This is a genomic window from Erythrobacter colymbi (assembly GCF_002155685.1).
Lineage (GTDB): Bacteria > Pseudomonadota > Alphaproteobacteria > Sphingomonadales > Sphingomonadaceae > Erythrobacter > Erythrobacter colymbi.
In genome coordinates this window covers 172,488-188,029 of the sequence record NZ_MUYK01000004.1, presented here as the reverse complement: position 1 = coordinate 188,029, position 15,542 = coordinate 172,488, and the positions used below count along the sequence as shown (strand labels likewise).

Annotated in this window: 15 protein-coding genes; 2 read left to right on the top strand and 13 right to left on the bottom strand. The window is 66.9% G+C overall.

Going from position 1 to position 15,542, the window contains the following annotated elements; all coding sequences use genetic code 11:
• Nucleotides 1-3: 3 nt before the first annotated feature.
• The 3 genes from BZF57_RS10500 to sucC all read right to left on the bottom strand — a co-directional run bounded on the left by BZF57_RS10500 (nucleotide 4) and on the right by sucC (nucleotide 3,068).
• Nucleotides 4-933: an electron transfer flavoprotein subunit alpha/FixB family protein gene (locus BZF57_RS10500; protein ID WP_086737520.1), complete on the bottom strand. Its 930-nt coding sequence runs from the start codon at nucleotides 931-933 to the stop codon at nucleotides 4-6.
• A gap of 30 nt (nucleotides 934-963) precedes the next feature.
• A complete protein-coding gene (locus tag BZF57_RS10495; RefSeq protein WP_086737518.1) occupies nucleotides 964-1,710 on the bottom strand; it encodes an electron transfer flavoprotein subunit beta/FixA family protein in 747 nt (248 codons plus the stop codon).
• 158 nt (nucleotides 1,711-1,868) lie between these two features.
• The gene (gene sucC, locus BZF57_RS10490; protein WP_086737516.1) at nucleotides 1,869-3,068 is read right to left on the bottom strand and encodes an ADP-forming succinate--CoA ligase subunit beta; all 1,200 of its coding nucleotides are present in this window, start codon (nucleotides 3,066-3,068) and stop codon (nucleotides 1,869-1,871) included.
• Between the two features lie 114 nt (nucleotides 3,069-3,182).
• Here sucC and BZF57_RS10485 point away from each other — a divergent pair, with 114 nt between their 5' ends.
• Entirely contained in the window at nucleotides 3,183-3,959 is a 777-nt protein-coding gene (locus BZF57_RS10485; RefSeq protein ID WP_086737514.1) for a 3'(2'),5'-bisphosphate nucleotidase CysQ, read from the top strand.
• 54 nt (nucleotides 3,960-4,013) lie between these two features.
• Here the strand turns inward: BZF57_RS10485 and BZF57_RS10480 are convergent, their stop codons facing one another.
• On the bottom strand, nucleotides 4,014-4,715 hold the full coding sequence (locus tag BZF57_RS10480) for a YiaD family glycine zipper/OmpA-like lipoprotein (protein WP_086737512.1): 702 nt from the start codon (nucleotides 4,713-4,715) through the stop codon (nucleotides 4,014-4,016).
• Between the two features lie 216 nt (nucleotides 4,716-4,931).
• On the opposite strand from BZF57_RS10480, the gene BZF57_RS10475 reads away from it, so the two are divergent.
• Nucleotides 4,932-6,236 (top strand): hemolysin family protein, encoded by a 1,305-nt coding sequence (locus tag BZF57_RS10475; RefSeq protein ID WP_086737510.1) that lies wholly within the window; start codon nucleotides 4,932-4,934, stop codon nucleotides 6,234-6,236.
• A 138-nt stretch (nucleotides 6,237-6,374) separates the two neighbouring features.
• Here BZF57_RS10475 and BZF57_RS10470 read toward each other — a convergent pair whose 3' ends face one another.
• From BZF57_RS10470 to gpmA, 9 genes are all read right to left on the bottom strand, one after another.
• A complete protein-coding gene (locus BZF57_RS10470; protein WP_086737508.1) occupies nucleotides 6,375-6,788 on the bottom strand; it encodes a DUF3035 domain-containing protein in 414 nt (137 codons plus the stop codon).
• Nucleotides 6,781-7,317: a signal peptidase II gene (gene lspA, locus BZF57_RS10465; protein WP_086737506.1), complete on the bottom strand. Its 537-nt coding sequence runs from the start codon at nucleotides 7,315-7,317 to the stop codon at nucleotides 6,781-6,783. The genes BZF57_RS10470 and lspA overlap by 8 nt, the downstream gene beginning before the upstream one ends.
• Entirely contained in the window at nucleotides 7,314-10,256 is a 2,943-nt protein-coding gene (gene ileS, locus BZF57_RS10460; RefSeq protein WP_086737504.1) for an isoleucine--tRNA ligase, read from the bottom strand. Before ileS ends, lspA begins: the two co-directional genes overlap by 4 nt.
• 247 nt (nucleotides 10,257-10,503) lie before the next feature.
• Entirely contained in the window at nucleotides 10,504-11,430 is a 927-nt protein-coding gene (locus BZF57_RS10455; protein ID WP_086737502.1) for a bifunctional riboflavin kinase/FAD synthetase, read from the bottom strand.
• The gene (locus BZF57_RS10450) at nucleotides 11,430-12,665 is read right to left on the bottom strand and encodes a dipeptidase (RefSeq protein WP_086737499.1); all 1,236 of its coding nucleotides are present in this window, start codon (nucleotides 12,663-12,665) and stop codon (nucleotides 11,430-11,432) included. The genes BZF57_RS10455 and BZF57_RS10450 overlap by 1 nt, the downstream gene beginning before the upstream one ends.
• A complete protein-coding gene (locus BZF57_RS10445; protein ID WP_086737496.1) occupies nucleotides 12,662-13,150 on the bottom strand; it encodes a dihydrofolate reductase in 489 nt (162 codons plus the stop codon). Before BZF57_RS10445 ends, BZF57_RS10450 begins: the two co-directional genes overlap by 4 nt.
• The gene (locus tag BZF57_RS10440; protein ID WP_086737494.1) at nucleotides 13,147-14,295 is read right to left on the bottom strand and encodes a 5-(carboxyamino)imidazole ribonucleotide synthase; all 1,149 of its coding nucleotides are present in this window, start codon (nucleotides 14,293-14,295) and stop codon (nucleotides 13,147-13,149) included. The genes BZF57_RS10445 and BZF57_RS10440 overlap by 4 nt, the downstream gene beginning before the upstream one ends.
• A 50-nt stretch (nucleotides 14,296-14,345) precedes the next feature.
• Complete coding sequence (purE, locus tag BZF57_RS10435; RefSeq protein ID WP_086737492.1) at nucleotides 14,346-14,837, bottom strand: 5-(carboxyamino)imidazole ribonucleotide mutase; 492 nt, start codon at nucleotides 14,835-14,837, stop codon at nucleotides 14,346-14,348.
• Nucleotides 14,837-15,523 (bottom strand): 2,3-diphosphoglycerate-dependent phosphoglycerate mutase, encoded by a 687-nt coding sequence (gpmA, locus tag BZF57_RS10430; protein ID WP_086737490.1) that lies wholly within the window; start codon nucleotides 15,521-15,523, stop codon nucleotides 14,837-14,839. The genes purE and gpmA overlap by 1 nt, the downstream gene beginning before the upstream one ends.
• Between the last annotated feature and the right edge of the window lie 19 nt (nucleotides 15,524-15,542).

Genomic DNA, 15,542 nt, shown 5'->3' with positions numbered 1-15,542 from the left:
CGCTTAAAGTGCGGCAGTCAGCTCCGGCACCGCGGTGAACAGGTCGGTCACGAGGCCCACGTCGGCGACCTGGAAGATCGGGGCGTCCTCGTCCTTGTTGATGGCGATGATGACCTTGGAGTCCTTCATCCCGGCAAGGTGCTGGATCGCGCCCGAGATGCCGATGGCGAAGTAGACTTCCGGCGCGACGATCTTGCCGGTCTGGCCGACCTGGTAGTCGTTGGGGACATAGCCCGCATCGACCGCAGCGCGGCTCGCGCCGATGGCGGCGCCGAGCTTGTCGGCGAGCGGCGTGATTGTCGCCTCGAAGGTTTCCGCGTCCTTGAGCGCGCGGCCGCCCGAGACGATCACCTTGGCGCTGGTCAGTTCCGGACGCTCGCTCTTGGCGATTTCCGAGCTGACGAAGCTCGAGGTGCCGGCGTCACCCGGGCCGCTGACGGCCTCGATAGTGCCCGAACCACCCTCGGTCGCCGCCTTTTCGAAGGCGGTGCCGCGCACGGTGATGACCAGCTTGGCATCGGTCGATTCGACGGTAGCGATGGCGTTGCCGGCGTAGATCGGGCGGGTGAAGGTCTTGGGGCCTTCGACCGACAGGATCTCGCTGATCTGCATCACGTCGAGGTGCGCAGCGACGCGCGGGGCGACGTTCTTGCCCTGCGTGGTGGCCGGCGCGAGGAAGGCGTCGTGATCGGCCATCAGCGCGGCGGCGAGCGGGGCGACGTTTTCGGCCAGGCCATTGGCATAGGCGGCGTCATCCGCGACGTGGACCTTGCCCACGCCCGCGATTCTAGCGGCAGCCTCGGCAACCGCACCGCAATTGTGGCCGGCGACCAGCAGGTGCACTTCGCCCAGCTTCGATGCGGCGGTCACCACGGCCAGCGTGGCATCCTGCACCTTGGTGTTGTCATGTTCGACGAGAACCAGAGTCTTCATGGGAATAACCTCTCAAATACCGTGGCGGGCTCAGGCGATGCCGAGCGCCTTGATCTTCTCGACCAGCTCGGCGACGTCGGCGACTTTGACGCCGGCCTGGCGCACGGCGGGCTCGGTGACCTTGAGCGTCTTGAGACGCGGGGTCAGGTCGACGCCGTAATCGGCCGCGGTCTTGGTCGCGAGCGGCTTCTGCTTGGCCTTCATGATGTTCGGCAGCGACGCATAGCGCGGCTCGTTGAGGCGAAGGTCGGTGGTGACGATCGCGGGGAGGGCGAGCTTCACGGTCTGGAGACCGCCATCGACTTCGCGCTTCACGACCACGCTGTCGCCGTCGACTTCGACGGTGTTGGCGAAGGTGCCCTGCGGACGGCCCATGAGAGCGGCGAGCATCTGGCCGGTCTGGTTGCTGTCGTCGCTGATCGACTGCTTGCCCAAGATCACGAGGCCGGGCTGCTCTTCGTCAGCGATAGCCTTCAAAATCTTGGCGACTGCCAGCGGCTCGACTTCCTCTTCGGTCTCGACGAGGATCGCGCGGTCGGCACCCATGGCGAGCGCGGTGCGCAGGGTTTCCTGCGCCTTGGCCGGGCCGATGGAGACAGCCACGATCTCGGTGCCTGCGCCCTTTTCCTTGAGGCGGATGGCTTCCTCGACCGCGATCTCGTCGAACGGGTTCATGCTCATCTTGACGTTGGCGAGGTCGACGCCGGTGCCGTCGGCCTTGACCCGCGGCTTGACGTTGTAATCGATCACCCGCTTGACGGGGACGAGGATCTTCATGGCTTGTCCTTCCTCTCAAAGAATCACGTGACGCCTGACAGCGCCTTTGGCCGCCCGCCTAGCTTGCGTTTACGTAAACGTCAAGCGAGGCGAGCCGCAGTTTTGGCCGGGCGAGGGTGATACGAGACCAGCCCCGCCCGGGATGTATTCACGCCGTCTCAGGCGGCCTTCTTCACTTCCGCGACGATCTTCTTCGCCGCATCGCCGAGGTTGTCGGCGGGGACGATCGCGAGGCCCGAGTTGGCGAGGATCGCCTTGCCTTCGGCCACGTTGGTGCCTTCGAGGCGCACGACCAGCGGAACCTGGAGGTTCACGTCCTTCGCGGCCTGCACGATCCCGTTGGCGATCACGTCGCACTTCATGATCCCGCCGAAGATGTTGACGAGGATGCCCTCGACCGCCGGGTCCTTGAGGATGATCTTGAAGGCCGCGGTGACCTTCTCGGTGGTGGCGCCGCCGCCCACGTCGAGGAAGTTGGCAGGGAAGGCGCCATTGAGCTTGATGATGTCCATCGTCGCCATCGCGAGGCCTGCGCCGTTCACCATGCAGCCGATGTTGCCGTCGAGCTTGATGTAGGCGAGGTCGTATTCGCTCGCTTCGACTTCGGCCGGGTCATCCTCGGTCTCGTCGCGCAGGGCTTCGATGTCGGGGTGGCGGTAGAGGGCGTTGCCGTCGAAGCTCATCTTGGCGTCGAGCACCAGCAGCTTGCCGTCTTCGCTTTCGACCAGCGGGTTGATTTCGAGCATCTCGCAATCGGTGGCGAGGAAGGCGTCGTAGAGCTGCTTGGCGAGCTTCTGCGCCTGCTTGTTGAGATCGCCCTGAAGCTTCAGCGCGAAGGCCACGGCGCGGCCGTGGTGCGGCTGGAAGCCCTGCGCCGGATCGACGCTGAAGGTGGTGATGAGGTGCGGCGTGTCATGCGCCACGGTCTCGATGTCCATGCCGCCTTCGGTTGAGACGACGAAGGCAACGCGGCCGCTCGCGCGGTCGACCAGCAGCGAGAGGTAGTATTCCTTGGCGATGTCGACGCCGTCGGTGATGTAGAGGCGGTTCACCTGCTTGCCCGCTTCGCCCGTCTGCACGGTGACCAGCGTGTTGCCGAGCATTTCCTCGGCGTGGGCGCGCACTTCATCGAGGCTCTTGGCGAGGCGCACGCCGCCCTTGGCGTCGGCGGGGAGTTCCTTGAACTTGCCCTTGCCGCGGCCGCCCGCGTGGATCTGCGCCTTCACGACATAGAGCGGCCCGGGCAGCTTCTTGGCGGCTTCCACCGCTTCTTCGACGCTGAGCGCGGCATGGCCTGCGGGGACCGCGATCCCGTGCTTGGCGAGCAGTTCCTTGGCCTGATATTCGTGAACGTTCATTGCGTATCGATCCCTTCGATAAGTTCCTGGGGGAGAGGTTCGTCCACGCGGGGCCTAAGCACGGATCGTCCCTCTTGAAAAGTGCCCTGTGCAGCGCCAACACGGGCGCCTCTCATGATTGACAGGGACCATCTTCAGGCCATTGTCCGCGAGGCGGGCAGGATCGCCCATTCGCGCTGGCCGGGGGCGGGGCATGACCTGCACAGCTGGGACAAGACCCCGGGCAATCCGGTGAGCGAGGCCGATCTCGAGGTCGACCGTTTTCTGAAGCGCGAGCTGGGCCGCTTGCTGCCGTCCGCCGCGTGGCTTTCGGAGGAAACCGCCGACGACAAGGCGCGCACGCAGAGCGGGCTGATCTGGCTGGTCGATCCGATCGACGGCACCCGCGATTTCGTGCGCGGGCGGCCGGGCTGGGCGGTGTCGGTGGCGCTGGTGAGCTCGGGCCGGCCGCTGATCGGGATGCTCTCTGCCCCTGCGCGCGGCGAGGAGTGGATCGCGGTCGCGGGGCAGGGCGCGACGCGCAATGGCGAGACCCTCCGGGCGAGCACCCGCACCGAGTTCGCCGGCGCGCGGGTGCCGACCGTCGGCCTGCCCAAGGAAGACACCGACCTCGTGATGGTCGAGCAGCCCAACTCGATCGCCTTGCGGATCGCGATGGTCGCCGCGGACGAAGCCGATCTGGTGGCGACTTTGCGCTGGGGCTTCGAATGGGACATCGCCGCGGCAACCCTGATCGCGCGCGAGGCGGGGGCTGAGGTCACCGATGCCTTCGGCCACCCGCTCGCCTACAACAAGCACGACCCGCGGGACTTCGGCGTGCTGGTATGCTCCCCGGCAATCCACGCCGCCGCGGTCGAGCGGCTGGCGGAACGGGCGAAGGCGCTGCGCTGAAATGCAAGACGGGCCGCCCGCGAAGGCAGCCCGTCCAGTGTCTTTACCTGATGATCAGTTACCCGAACGGGCCGCCTGCACGTCCTGCTGGCTGACCGGGATGATCTTGATCTCGACCCGGCGGTTGAGCGGTTCGTTGACGTTGTCGCCGGTCTTCACGCGCAGGTAGTCGTACTGCTCGCCATAGCCCTTGGTCGCCATGCGCGCGCGGGCCACGCCGCGTGCGGCGAGGTAGTCGGCGACCGCCTGTGCGCGCCGCTCGGACAGCGCCTGGTTGGTGGCGGGCGAACCCGTGGTGTCGGTGAAGCCGTAAACGTCGATCAGGCTGTTCGGGTACTTGATCAGGCTCTCGGCGACGCTGTTGAGCGTGTCGAGGAAGCCGGGGTTGATCGCCGCCGAGCCGGTCGCGAAGGTCACGCCGTCGGGCAGACGGACGAGGATCGCGTCCTGATCGCCCACTTCCTCGACATCGACGCCGCTGCCGGCGGTCTGTTCCTTCAGTTCCTTGATCTGGTCGTCATACTGCTTGCCGATCACCGCGCCGGCCGAACCGCCGATGCCCGCGCCGATGATGCGCCCGGTGTTGCCGCCGATCGCGCCGCCCAGCAGATAGCCGAGCGTGCCGCCGAGGCCCACGCCGATGGCGGTGCGCGAAATCTTCTTCTCGCCGGTGTTGGGATCGGTGACGCAGGCCGTGGTGGTCGCCAGTAGGGCGATGGCTGCAGTGCCGGTCTTGAGAATCCGCGAAATCTTCATGTTCTTTGCCTCCCTTTTCTCGTCTCGGTGACGATGCCATGCCGCCCCTATGGCGGCAAGACGTCGTTCCGGTGGGACTAGGCGCAATTGGGCTGCGCATCCTTGACCCATGTTGAACAAGGAAGCTGACAATCGTTCAGTATCGTCGGCGATCCGTAATGCCGGGCTTGCGCTGCGTGGCTGGCAACTTGGCCGGATTGTGCTAGCGCGGCGGGCGTGACACCTTTTCCCTGGACCGACCTCGCGATCATCGTGGTGCTCGTCGTGATCAACGGCGTTTTCGCCATGTCCGAGCTTGCCATCGTCTCGGCCAAGAGCAGCGCGCTCGAGGCCAAGGCTGAGGCCGGGTCGACCAGCGCACGGCTGGCGATCCAGCTCGCCGCCGATCCGGGCAAGTTCCTCTCGACCGTGCAGATCGGCATCACCCTCATCGGCATCATCGCCGGCGCCTATTCGGGCGCAAGCCTCGGCGGGCCGGTGGGCGAGCGCCTTGAGGCCGTCGGCGTGCCGGCGGAATATGCCCCCGAAATCGGCTTTGCGCTGGTGATCGCCTTCACCACCTATCTCTCCCTGATCGTCGGCGAGCTTGTGCCCAAGCAGCTTGCCCTGCGCGCCGCGGTGCCGGTGTCGCTGGTGATGGCGCGCCCGATGGCCTTCATGGCAAAAGCCGCCGCGCCGCTGGTGTGGCTGCTCGATACCAGCTCGGCCGCGGTGATCCGCCTGTTCGGGCTGACCGGCGGCAACACGGATTCGGTCACCGCCGAAGAGTTGCAGATGATCTTTGCCGAGGCGACCCGCTCCGGCGTGATCGAGGACGAACAGCGCCAGCTCCTCACCGGCGTCGTCCGTCTGGCCGAGCGCCCGGTGCGCGAGATGATGACCCCGCGCATGGAGATCGACTGGATCGAGGCCGATGCCGACGCGGAGGAAATCCGCCAGACGATCGAGGAGAGCACCCACTCGCTGCTCCCCGTCGCGGAAGGCTCGCCCGACACGATCCTCGGCGTGGTCAAGGTGCGCGACGTGCTCGCCGCGCTGGTCGCCGGCCGCCCCGCACCCTTGCGCGAGATGATGCGCAAGGTCGAGGTGGTGCCCGACCAGCTCGACGCGATGGATGCGCTGCGGGTGCTCCAGCAGGCCGAGGTGGCGATGGCGGTGGTGCACGACGAATACGGCCACTTCGAGGGCATCGTCACGCCGGTCGACCTGCTCACCGCGATCGTCGGCAACTTCGCGAGCGATTCGGATGATGGCGACCTGCCGAGCGTTGTCGAGCGCGAGGACGGCTCGCTGCTGGTCTCGGGCTCGCTGTCAGCCGACGCCTTGGCTGACCGGCTGGGCCTCGAATATGGCGAGGACCGCGAATTCGGCACCGCGGCGGGCTATGCCCTGTCGGTGCTCAAGAAGCTCCCCCACGAAGGCGAGCACTTCCACGACCAGGGCTGGCGCTTCGAGGTGGTCGACATGGACGGCCGCCGGATCGACAAGCTGCTGGTGAGCCGGGAGCGCGAGGGGGAATAGGGGAAACCTGTTCCTGTCCTCTTTGCCAGAGCAAGAGCATCGGCAGCGTAGCGGCCGCAAGGCCGAACGGCCGCCCGCAGGGATGCGGCCTTCAGGCCGCGTAAGCGAGGATTTCGCACGCCGGAGGCGTGCGGCACATCAAGAAGGGATTACCGTCGAGGCCGACTGGCCGTCACCTTCGGGCGCGGCGACGATGTCACGGGTCACGCGGCCCTTGGCGACGGTGTTGGTGCCGGTGTCGCCGACTTGGCTGCGGATGCTCGGCTCGGCCTTGCCGGCGCGGTCGAGCACGCTCGCTTCCACGCGGCTGCGCGGGGCGGGGCCGCCGAACAGGGCGTCGAGCGCCTGCTCCGAAGCGGTGCCTTCCGCCGGGCGCGGGGCGCCGGGGGCGGGCGGGGTCAGGGTGAAATCGGGCGGCACCACCAGCGGCGCCTGACGCTGCACGGCGAACTCGTCCGGACGGGCGCGGTCGAACACCCCGCCATCGCTGCCACAGGCAGCAAGCATCGCCGAAGCGCCGGCCAGCAGGATCAGGGGGGCAGTCTTACGCATCTTGGGCCTCTCCACGGGGTGTCTCCCCGGTTGATGTGGTGTCCTTGTCGCGCACCAGCAGGCTGCGGGCAAGGATAATGACGACGCCGATGGTGATCGCGGCGTCGGCTACGTTGAAGATCAGGAACGGGCGGAAGGTGCCGATGTGGAAGTCGGCGAAGTCGATCACATAGCCCAGATCATAGCGGTCGCGGATGTTGCCCAGCGCCCCGCCGAGGATCAGCGCGAGCCCAGCGATGTCGGCGAGCTTCTTCTCACGCATCATCCACAACAGCACCATCAGCGCGATCCCCGCGGTGACAGCCACCAGCGCCCAGCGGGTTTCCATGCTGCTCGCCTCGAACATGCCGAGCGAGACGCCGCGGTTCTCGGTGTAGGTGAGGTCGAAGAACGGCAGCAGGTCGATCTTGAGCACCTGCCGCAGCTGGAGCGGTCCGATGACGTACCACTTCACCGCCTGGTCGATCAGCGCCACCAGCGCCGCCAGCGCGAGGCCGATCAGGCGGTTGCGGGTGAACAGCTCGCTCATGCCCCCAAGCTCTCCGGCGCGTCCATCTGGCTCACCACGTCATCGCAGCGCCCGCACAGCGCGCCTTCTTCCGCCACGTCGGGCAGGAGGCGCCAGCAGCGGCCGCACTTGTGGTGGTGGCTCTTGGAGACGGTCACGCCCTCGCCCTGCCCGCGGGTGACTGTCGCGGTGATGAACAGCTCGGCGAGCTGTTCGTCCGTGACACCCTCGGGCACCATCGCGGCGGGCACGGTGACTTCGGCTTCGAGGCTGGAGCGGATGGTCTTGTCGCGCCGCAGCGGCTCGATCGCCTCGTTGACCGCATCGCGCAAGCTGCGCAGCTGTTCCCACTTGGCGGTCTCGACCACCACGCCCGGCACGCTCGGCCATTCGAGCAGGTGGACGCTCCCGCGCTGCCCACTCTCGTCCGCCTCGCCATCCTCGGGATAGCGGCTGAGCCACACTTCCTCCGCGGTGAACACCAGCACCGGTGCGGCATAGCGCACCAGCGCGTGGAACAGCAGGTCGAGCACGGTGCGATAGGCGTTGCGCGTGTCCGAGTCCGGCCCGTCGCAGTAGAGACTGTCCTTGCGGATATCGAAGAAGAAGGCGCTGAGGTCCTCGTTGCAGAAGTCCACCAGCAGACGGGTGTAGGTGTTGAAGTCGTAGGCCTCGGCCGCAGCCTTCAACTTGCCGTCCAGCTCCTTCAGCAGCGCGAGGATATAGACCTCGAGCTCGGGCAGCTCGCCCGCATCGCTCATGTCGCCCACGAACCCGTCGAGCGCGCCGAGCAGGTAGCGGAAGGTGTTGCGCAGCTTGCGGTACTGGTCGCCGACGCCCTTGAGGATCTCGTCGCCGATGCGGTGATCCTCGGTGAAGTCGACCGACAGTGCCCACAGCCGGATGATGTCCGCGCCGTAGGTTTCCATCACCTTGAGCGGATCGACCGTGTTGCCGAGGCTCTTCGACATCTTCTTGCCCTTGGCATCCATTGTGAAGCCGTGGGTGAGGATCTGGTCATAGGGCGCGCGGCCGCGGGTGGCGCAGGATTGCAGCAGCGAGGACTGGAACCAGCCGCGGTGCTGGTCCGATCCTTCGAGGTAGAGGTTGGCGGGCCATTGCAGGTCAGGCCAGCGCCCCGATTCCAGAACGAAGGCGTGGGTGCAGCCGCTATCGAACCACACGTCGAGAATGTCGGTGACCATCTCGAATTCAGCGGGGTCGTAATCGGGGCCGAGGAAGGCGGCCTTGTTGGCGCTGTTCCACGCGTCCATGCCTTCCGCGTTCACGGCGGCGACGATGCGGGCGTTGACGGCGGGGTCTTGCAGATAGGAGCCATCGGCCCGCACGAACAGCGTGATCGGCACGCCCCAGGCGCGCTGGCGGGAGAGCACCCAGTCGGGCCGCCCCTCGACCATCGCGCCGATGCGATTGCGGCCCTTTTCGGGGATGAATTCTACCCGCGCGATTTCGGCGAGGGCGGTGTCGCGCAGGGTCGCGCCATCGGCCAGCGGCTTGTCCATCGGCACGAACCACTGCGGGGTACACCGAAAAATCACCTTGGCCTTGGAGCGCCACGAGTGGGGGTAGGAATGCGCGTAGTCGGCACTCGCGGCGAGCAGCGCGCCCGCTTCGCGCAGGTCGGAACAGATCGGGCCGTCGGGGGCGTTGAACTTGGGGTTGATGACGCTCATGCGCCGCTCGTCGGCAGCGCCGAGCCAGCCCCAGTCGTCGCGGTAGCGCCCGTCGTTCATCACCGCGAAGACGGGGTTGATGCCGTTCGCTTTGCAAAGGTCAAAGTCGTCCTCGCCGTGATCGGGCGCCATGTGGACGAGGCCGGTGCCGCTATCGGTGGTGACGAAGTCGCCGGGGAGCAGCGGGCGCGGGGCCGCGTAGAACCCGCCCAATGCGTGCATCGGGTGGCGGGCGAGGGTGCCGGCGAGGTCTTTGCCTTTGCCGGCCCAAACCGGCTCCGACAATCGAACCATCCAATACATCAGACGCTTCTCAGCATCCTCAAGAAGGGACTTCGCCAACAACACTCGAGAGGGAAGCCTCTCGCGCTCGATGGACCACGCGTCAGCCTGCTCCTGTGTAATTTTCGTATCGTCGAACGCGCCGCCAAATGGCAGCAGTTCAACGAGCACATACTCAACCTCCGGCCCATATGCCAAAGCCTGGTTCACCGGGATCGTCCACGGCGTCGTCGTCCAGATCACCGCGTGGGCGCCAACCAGTTCAGGGGCGTTCGGGCTCTCGATAATCTCGAACGCCACGTCGATCTGGGTCGAGGTGATGTCCTCGTATTCGACCTCCGCCTCGGCCAGCGCGGTCTGTTCGACCGGCGACCACATCACCGGCTTCGAGCCGCGATAGAGGTTCCCCGCCTCGGCCAGCTTGAGCAGCTCGGCGACGATCACCGCCTCGCTCTCCTTCTGCATGGTGAGGTAGGGGTGGTCCCAATCGGCCATGATGCCGAGGCGCTTCAGCTGCGATCGCTGCACGTCGACCCAGTGCTGCGCATAGGCGCGGCATTCGTCGCGGAAGGCCTTGACCGCCGCCTCGTCACGCCCCGCGCCCGAGAGGACGGGCTTGTCCTTCTTCTCCTTGCGGTACTGCTCCTCGACCTTCCATTCGATGGGGAGGCCGTGGCAGTCCCAGCCCGGCACGTAAGGCGCATCGCGGCCCAGCAGGTTCTGGGTGCGGCAGACCATGTCCTTGAGGATGTGGTTCAGCGCATGGCCGATATGCATGTCGCCATTGGCGTAGGGCGGGCCATCGTGGAAGATGAACTTCTCGCGCCCCCGGCGCGCGGTGCGCAGCGCGTCATAGAGCCCGATCTCCTGCCAGCGCGCGGCAATGCCCGGCTCCTTCTGGGGGAGGCCGGCCTTCATGGGGAAATCGGTCTTCGGCAGGAAGACGGTGTCCCGGTAATCTCGCGCTGCGGTATCGTCGCTCATGGTGCGCGGGGCCTTAGCGGGCGGGCGGGCTTTGCGCAATTTGTCTTGGGAGGAGTTGGAAAGGGTTTCACGCAGAGTCGCAGAGGAAGCAGAGGCGCAGAGAGTTTGTGCCCGCGGCGAAGCCGCATCCGATTTCCAACGTTGCGGCCGGTGGCAACGTCGACGGGATGGGAGTGCCTTCGGCAGAGGGCAACACCTCTGCGCCTCCCTTCTTCTCCGCGCCTCTGCGTGAAACCCTTTTCTTCTTCTACCCGAGCAACCGCCGCGCTTCGGCGCAGTCCTTGTCCATCTGTTCGATCAGCGCGTCGAGGGAATCGAACTTCGCCTCGCCGCGCAGGTAGTGGTGGAAGGCGATCTCGATCTCCTGCCCGTAGAGGTCGCCGGAGAAATCGAAGAAATAGGGCTCGAGCAGCTCCTTGGGCGGCTCGAACTGGGGGCGGATGCCGATGTTGGCGGCGCCTTTGAGCACCTCGCCGGTGGCAAGGATGCGGCCCGTGACGGCGTAGATGCCGTATTTGGGGCGCAGGTAGTTCTCGACCCCGAGGTTGGCGGTGGGATAGCCGATGGTGCGCCCGCGCTTGTCGCCGTGCTCGACAATCCCGCGGATCGCGAAGGGCCGGGTGAGCAGCCTCGCCGCGAGCTGCGGGTCGCCGTCGCGCAGGGCCTGGCGGATGCGGCTGGAGGAGACGACCTCGTCCCCCTCGCTGACGGCGGTCACGACCCGCGATTGCAGCCCGAGATCGCCGCCGAAGTCACGCAGCAGATCGACATTGCCTTTCGCGCCCTTGCCGAAGGTGAAGTCGCCGCCTGTCACCACGCCATGCGCGCCGAAGCGTTCGACGAGGATCCTGGCGATGAAGTCCTCCGCGCTCGTCCCCGCGAGCTCGGCGTCGAAGTGGAACACCAGCATCGCGGTCGCGCCCGCTGCCAGATAGAGCTCCTGCCGCTGCTCGAGCGTCGTCAGCCGGAAGGGCGGCACATCGGGGCGGAAGAAGCGCACCGGGTGCGGATCGAAGGTCGCGATGATCGAGGGGCGGCCCTCGGCGTGGGCCCAGGCGATCGCCTCGCCCGCCACGGCCTGATGCCCGCGGTGGAACCCGTCGAAATTGCCGAGCGCGATGATCGCACCGCGCAGCGAATCCGGCATGGGGTCGCGGTGATCGAGCCAGCGCATCAGGCAGGGTCCTTCGGCTTGGCCTGCGGGGCGAGGCCCGCGCGCAGCACCCGCAGGGCGTTGCCGCCCATCACCGCGCGGATTTCCTCAGGCGTGAAGCCCTCGTCCATCAGCGCCTGCGTGACGTGGACGAGGTTGGCGGTGTCGAAGCGCACCGTCGTCGCCCCGTCATAGTCGCTCCCCAGCGCGACATGCTGGATGCCGACGAGATCGCGCACGTGCTTCATCGCGCGGGCGGCGGCGCGCGGGTCAGTCGAGCAGATCGCCGCGTCCCAGTAGCCGATGCCGATAACGCCTCCGGTTGCCGCGACGCCGCGGATCTCCTCGTCGGTGAGGTTGCGGTTGACCTTGCAGGTCGCCTGCACGCCGCCGTGGCTCGAGACCACCGGACGGCGCGCCATCGCGAGGATGTCCTTCACGCAAGCATGGCTGCAATGGGCGATGTCGACCACCATGCCGAGCGCCTCCATCCGCCGCACGACATCGCGGCCGAAGGGGGTGAGCCCGCCCTTGCTCTCGCCATGCATCGATCCGGCGAGCTGGTTGTCGAAGAAATGCGTCAGCCCCGCCATCCGCATCCCCGCGCCGTAGAGCACATCGAGATTGGCGAGATTGCCTTCGAGGCTGTGGAGCCCCTCGGCGCTGAAGATCGCGCCGACCGGGGGCGAGGGCACGCGGGTGGCGGCCGATTCGGGGTGCGCGGACCACTTGGTCTTGTCGCCCCGCATGGCGAGCAGCGCGTCGAGCGAGGCGGAATCGGTGACCTTGCGCAGATCGCCGCCCGATCCTTCCACCGCCTCGTCGAGCTTGCGGCCGTGATACTTCGCGCGTTCGAGCAGCGAGAACCACGTCTTCATCGGCTGGAGCTGCCCGATCACCAGCGGCGTGATGTTGTCGCCATCCGCGCTGTTGCGGTCGTAGTTCTGGTTCTTCGGGGTCTTGGTGACGCTTGAGAACACCTGCAGCGCGACATGGCCGTCCTGAAGGCGCGGCAGGTCCATGTGGCCACGGTCGGCGCGGTCGAGCATGCTGCGCTGCCACATCAGCGTGTCCGAATGGAGATCGACGATGGTGAGCGTGGCGTGGAGCGCGCGCGCCTCGGCGCTGATCGCGGGCAGGGGCTCGCCGTCGATTTTGTTCATGCTGCGCTCGGCCATGCCGGGGGCGAAGCCGAAGAAGCCCACCGCGCCGAGCACCAGCAGCACGGCGAAGGCGATGCCGATCTTGCGGATCATGCCGCGCCCTTCCGATAGGTGATGAACGAGAAGGCGGGATAGGCTCCGTCCGCTGCATGATCCTCGCGTGCGGTTTCCTGCCATTCGGGGCCGAGCAGGGGCATGAAGGTGTCGCCGTCGTAATCGGCGTGGATCTGGGTGAGTTCGACCCTGTCGGCGCGCGGGAGGAAGGCCTCGAACACCGCCGCGCCGCCGATGATGGCGATGGGCCCGGCCCCCGCGAGGGCCAGCGCGTCGTCGAGCGTTGCGGCGATCTCGGCCCCCTCGGCGCGCCATCCGGCATCGCGGGTGAGGACGATGTGACGCCGCCCGGGGAGCAGGCCCGGCAGGCTCTCGAAGGTCTTGCGGCCCATGATCATCGGTTTGCTGAGCGTCAGCGCCTTGAAATGCTTGAGGTCGGCCGGCAGCCGCCACGGCAGGTCGCCGTCCTTGCCGATCGCGCCATTGGCGGCGCGGGCGTAGATCAGCATGATCTCGGGGGTCATTTTACCGCGTGCCCCACGCGGGTGACGTGGCCCATCTTGCGCCCCTCGCGCACCTCGCGCTTGCCGTAGAGGTGGAGGTGCGGCTCGCCCGGCTCGGCGAGGATCGCGTGGGCGGTGAGGGCATCCTCGCCGACGATGTTGCGCATCTCGATCGCCTCGAACCGCGTCTTGGTGCCCCCGAGCGGCAGCCCACAGATCGCGCGGATGTGATTCTCGAACTGGCTGGTGGCCGCGCCCTCGATCGTCCAGTGGCCCGAGTTGTGGACGCGCGGGGCCATCTCGTTGAACACCGGGCCCCCCTTGTCTCCATAGGCGCGGGTGGCGAAGAATTCGAGCGTCAGCACGCCCACATAGCCGAGCGCATCGGCCACCTTGCGGGCGAGCTCGCGGGCGGCGGGAACCTGCGCCTCGACCAGTGCGCCCGCAGGCAGCACCGAAAGCGCCAGCATCCCGCCATCGTGGATGTTGGCAGTCGAATCCCAGAACTTCACCTGCCCGTCCTTGCCGCGCACGAGGATCACCGAGAACTCGGTCTCGTAGGTCACGAAGCCTTCGTAGATGCAGGTGACGCCCGGATAGGAGAGCGCGCCCGCCTCGATCGTGGAGCGCACGCGCCACTGGCCCTTGCCGTCATAGCCGTCGCGCGCGGTCTTGAGGATGCCGGGGATGCCGACGCTGGCGAAGGCCGCGGCCAGATCTTCGGCGCTTTCGACTTTCGCATAGGGCGCAGGCGCGCCGCCCAGCTCTGCCGCGAAGGCCTTCTCGCGCAGCCGGTCCTGCGCCACCTCGAGCGCCTCGACCGGACAGGCGAGCAGCGCGGCAGGCAGGCTGCGGACCGTGGCGACGGGGACGTTCTCGAACTCCCACGTGACCACGTCGCACAGCGCTGCGAAGCGCGCGAGCGCTTCGGCATCGTCCCAATCGGCGGTGATGAAATCCGAGCAGGCATCGGCCGCGACATTGTCGCCTTCGGGCGCGTAGCCGACCACCTTGTAGCCCAGCTGCAAGGCGGCGACGGCCATCATCCGGCCCAGCTGCCCGCCGCCCAGAATGCCGATGGTGGAGCCAGTTGCCAGCGCCAAACTACTTACCCCGTTCGCCCTGAGCCTGTCGAAGGGCTGTCCTTCGTCTTCGGCGGCGGGCATAAAGAAAAGTGCAGGGCTTCGACAAGCTCAGCCCGAACGGATTTGATGATTCAATTTTCCGGCACCTCGGCGACATCGGCGGTCTTGGCCGCGCGCCAGTCCTGCAAACGCTCCGACAGCGCCTCGTCGCCAAGTGCCAGGATCGCGGCCGCCAGCAGCCCCGCGTTCTTCGCCCCCGCCTCGCCGATCGCCAGCGTGCCGACGGGAATGCCGCCCGGCATCTGCACGATCGAGAGCAGGCTATCCATGCCCGAGAGGGCCTTCGACTGCACCGGCACCCCCAGCACCGGCAGGTGCGTCATGCTGGCGATCATGCCGGGCAGATGCGCCGCACCCCCTGCGCCGGCTATGATGACCGAGAACCCCTCGCCCTCGGCGCCCTTGGCGAAAGCCACCATTCTGTCAGGAGTGCGGTGGGCCGAGGTGATGCGCGCCTCGTAGGGCACTTCCAGCTCGTCCAGCACCTCGGCGGCGCATTTCATGGTCGGCCAGTCGGACTGGCTCCCCATTACGATCGCGACCTTCCCCCCGATGGCTTCCATCACGCGTCCTTCAGATAATAGCGCTCGCCCACAGGGGCACTGCCGTCGAAGTCATAGATGATCGGCTGGCCGGTGGGAATTTCGAGATCGGTGATGTCCGCGTCCGAAATGCCCGAGAGGTGCTTGACCAGCGCGCGCAGGGAATTGCCGTGGGCGGCGATGATGACCGTCTCGCCGCTCGCCAGCACGGGCAGGATCGCGCTTTCCCAATAGGGCAGCACGCGCTCGATCGTGAGCTTGAGGCTTTCGGTATCGGGGATCGCGATGCCGGCATAGCGCGGGTCGCTGGCGAGATCGAACGCGCTGCCTGCTTCCAGCACGGGCGGTGGAATGTCGAAGCTGCGGCGCCAGATCTTGACCTGCTCGTCACCATGCTTCGCCGCGGTCTCGGCCTTGTCGAGCCCGGTGAGCCCGCCATAGTGCCGCTCGTTCAGGCGCCAGTCCTTGGTCTCGGGGATCCACAACCGCCCCGCGGCCTCCAGCGCCAGATGCAGCGTCTTGATCGCGCGGGTCTGGAGCGAGGTGAAGGCATAGGTCGGCAGCACGCCCTTGTCCTTCAGCAGCGCGCCCGCAGCGGAGGCTTCGGCAACACCCTTCTCGGTCAGGTCGACATCCCACCAGCCGGTGAAGCGGTTTTCGAGGTTCCACTGGCTCTGGCCGTGGCGGACGAGGATGAGCTTGGGCATTTTGTCTCCGGGGTTCCGG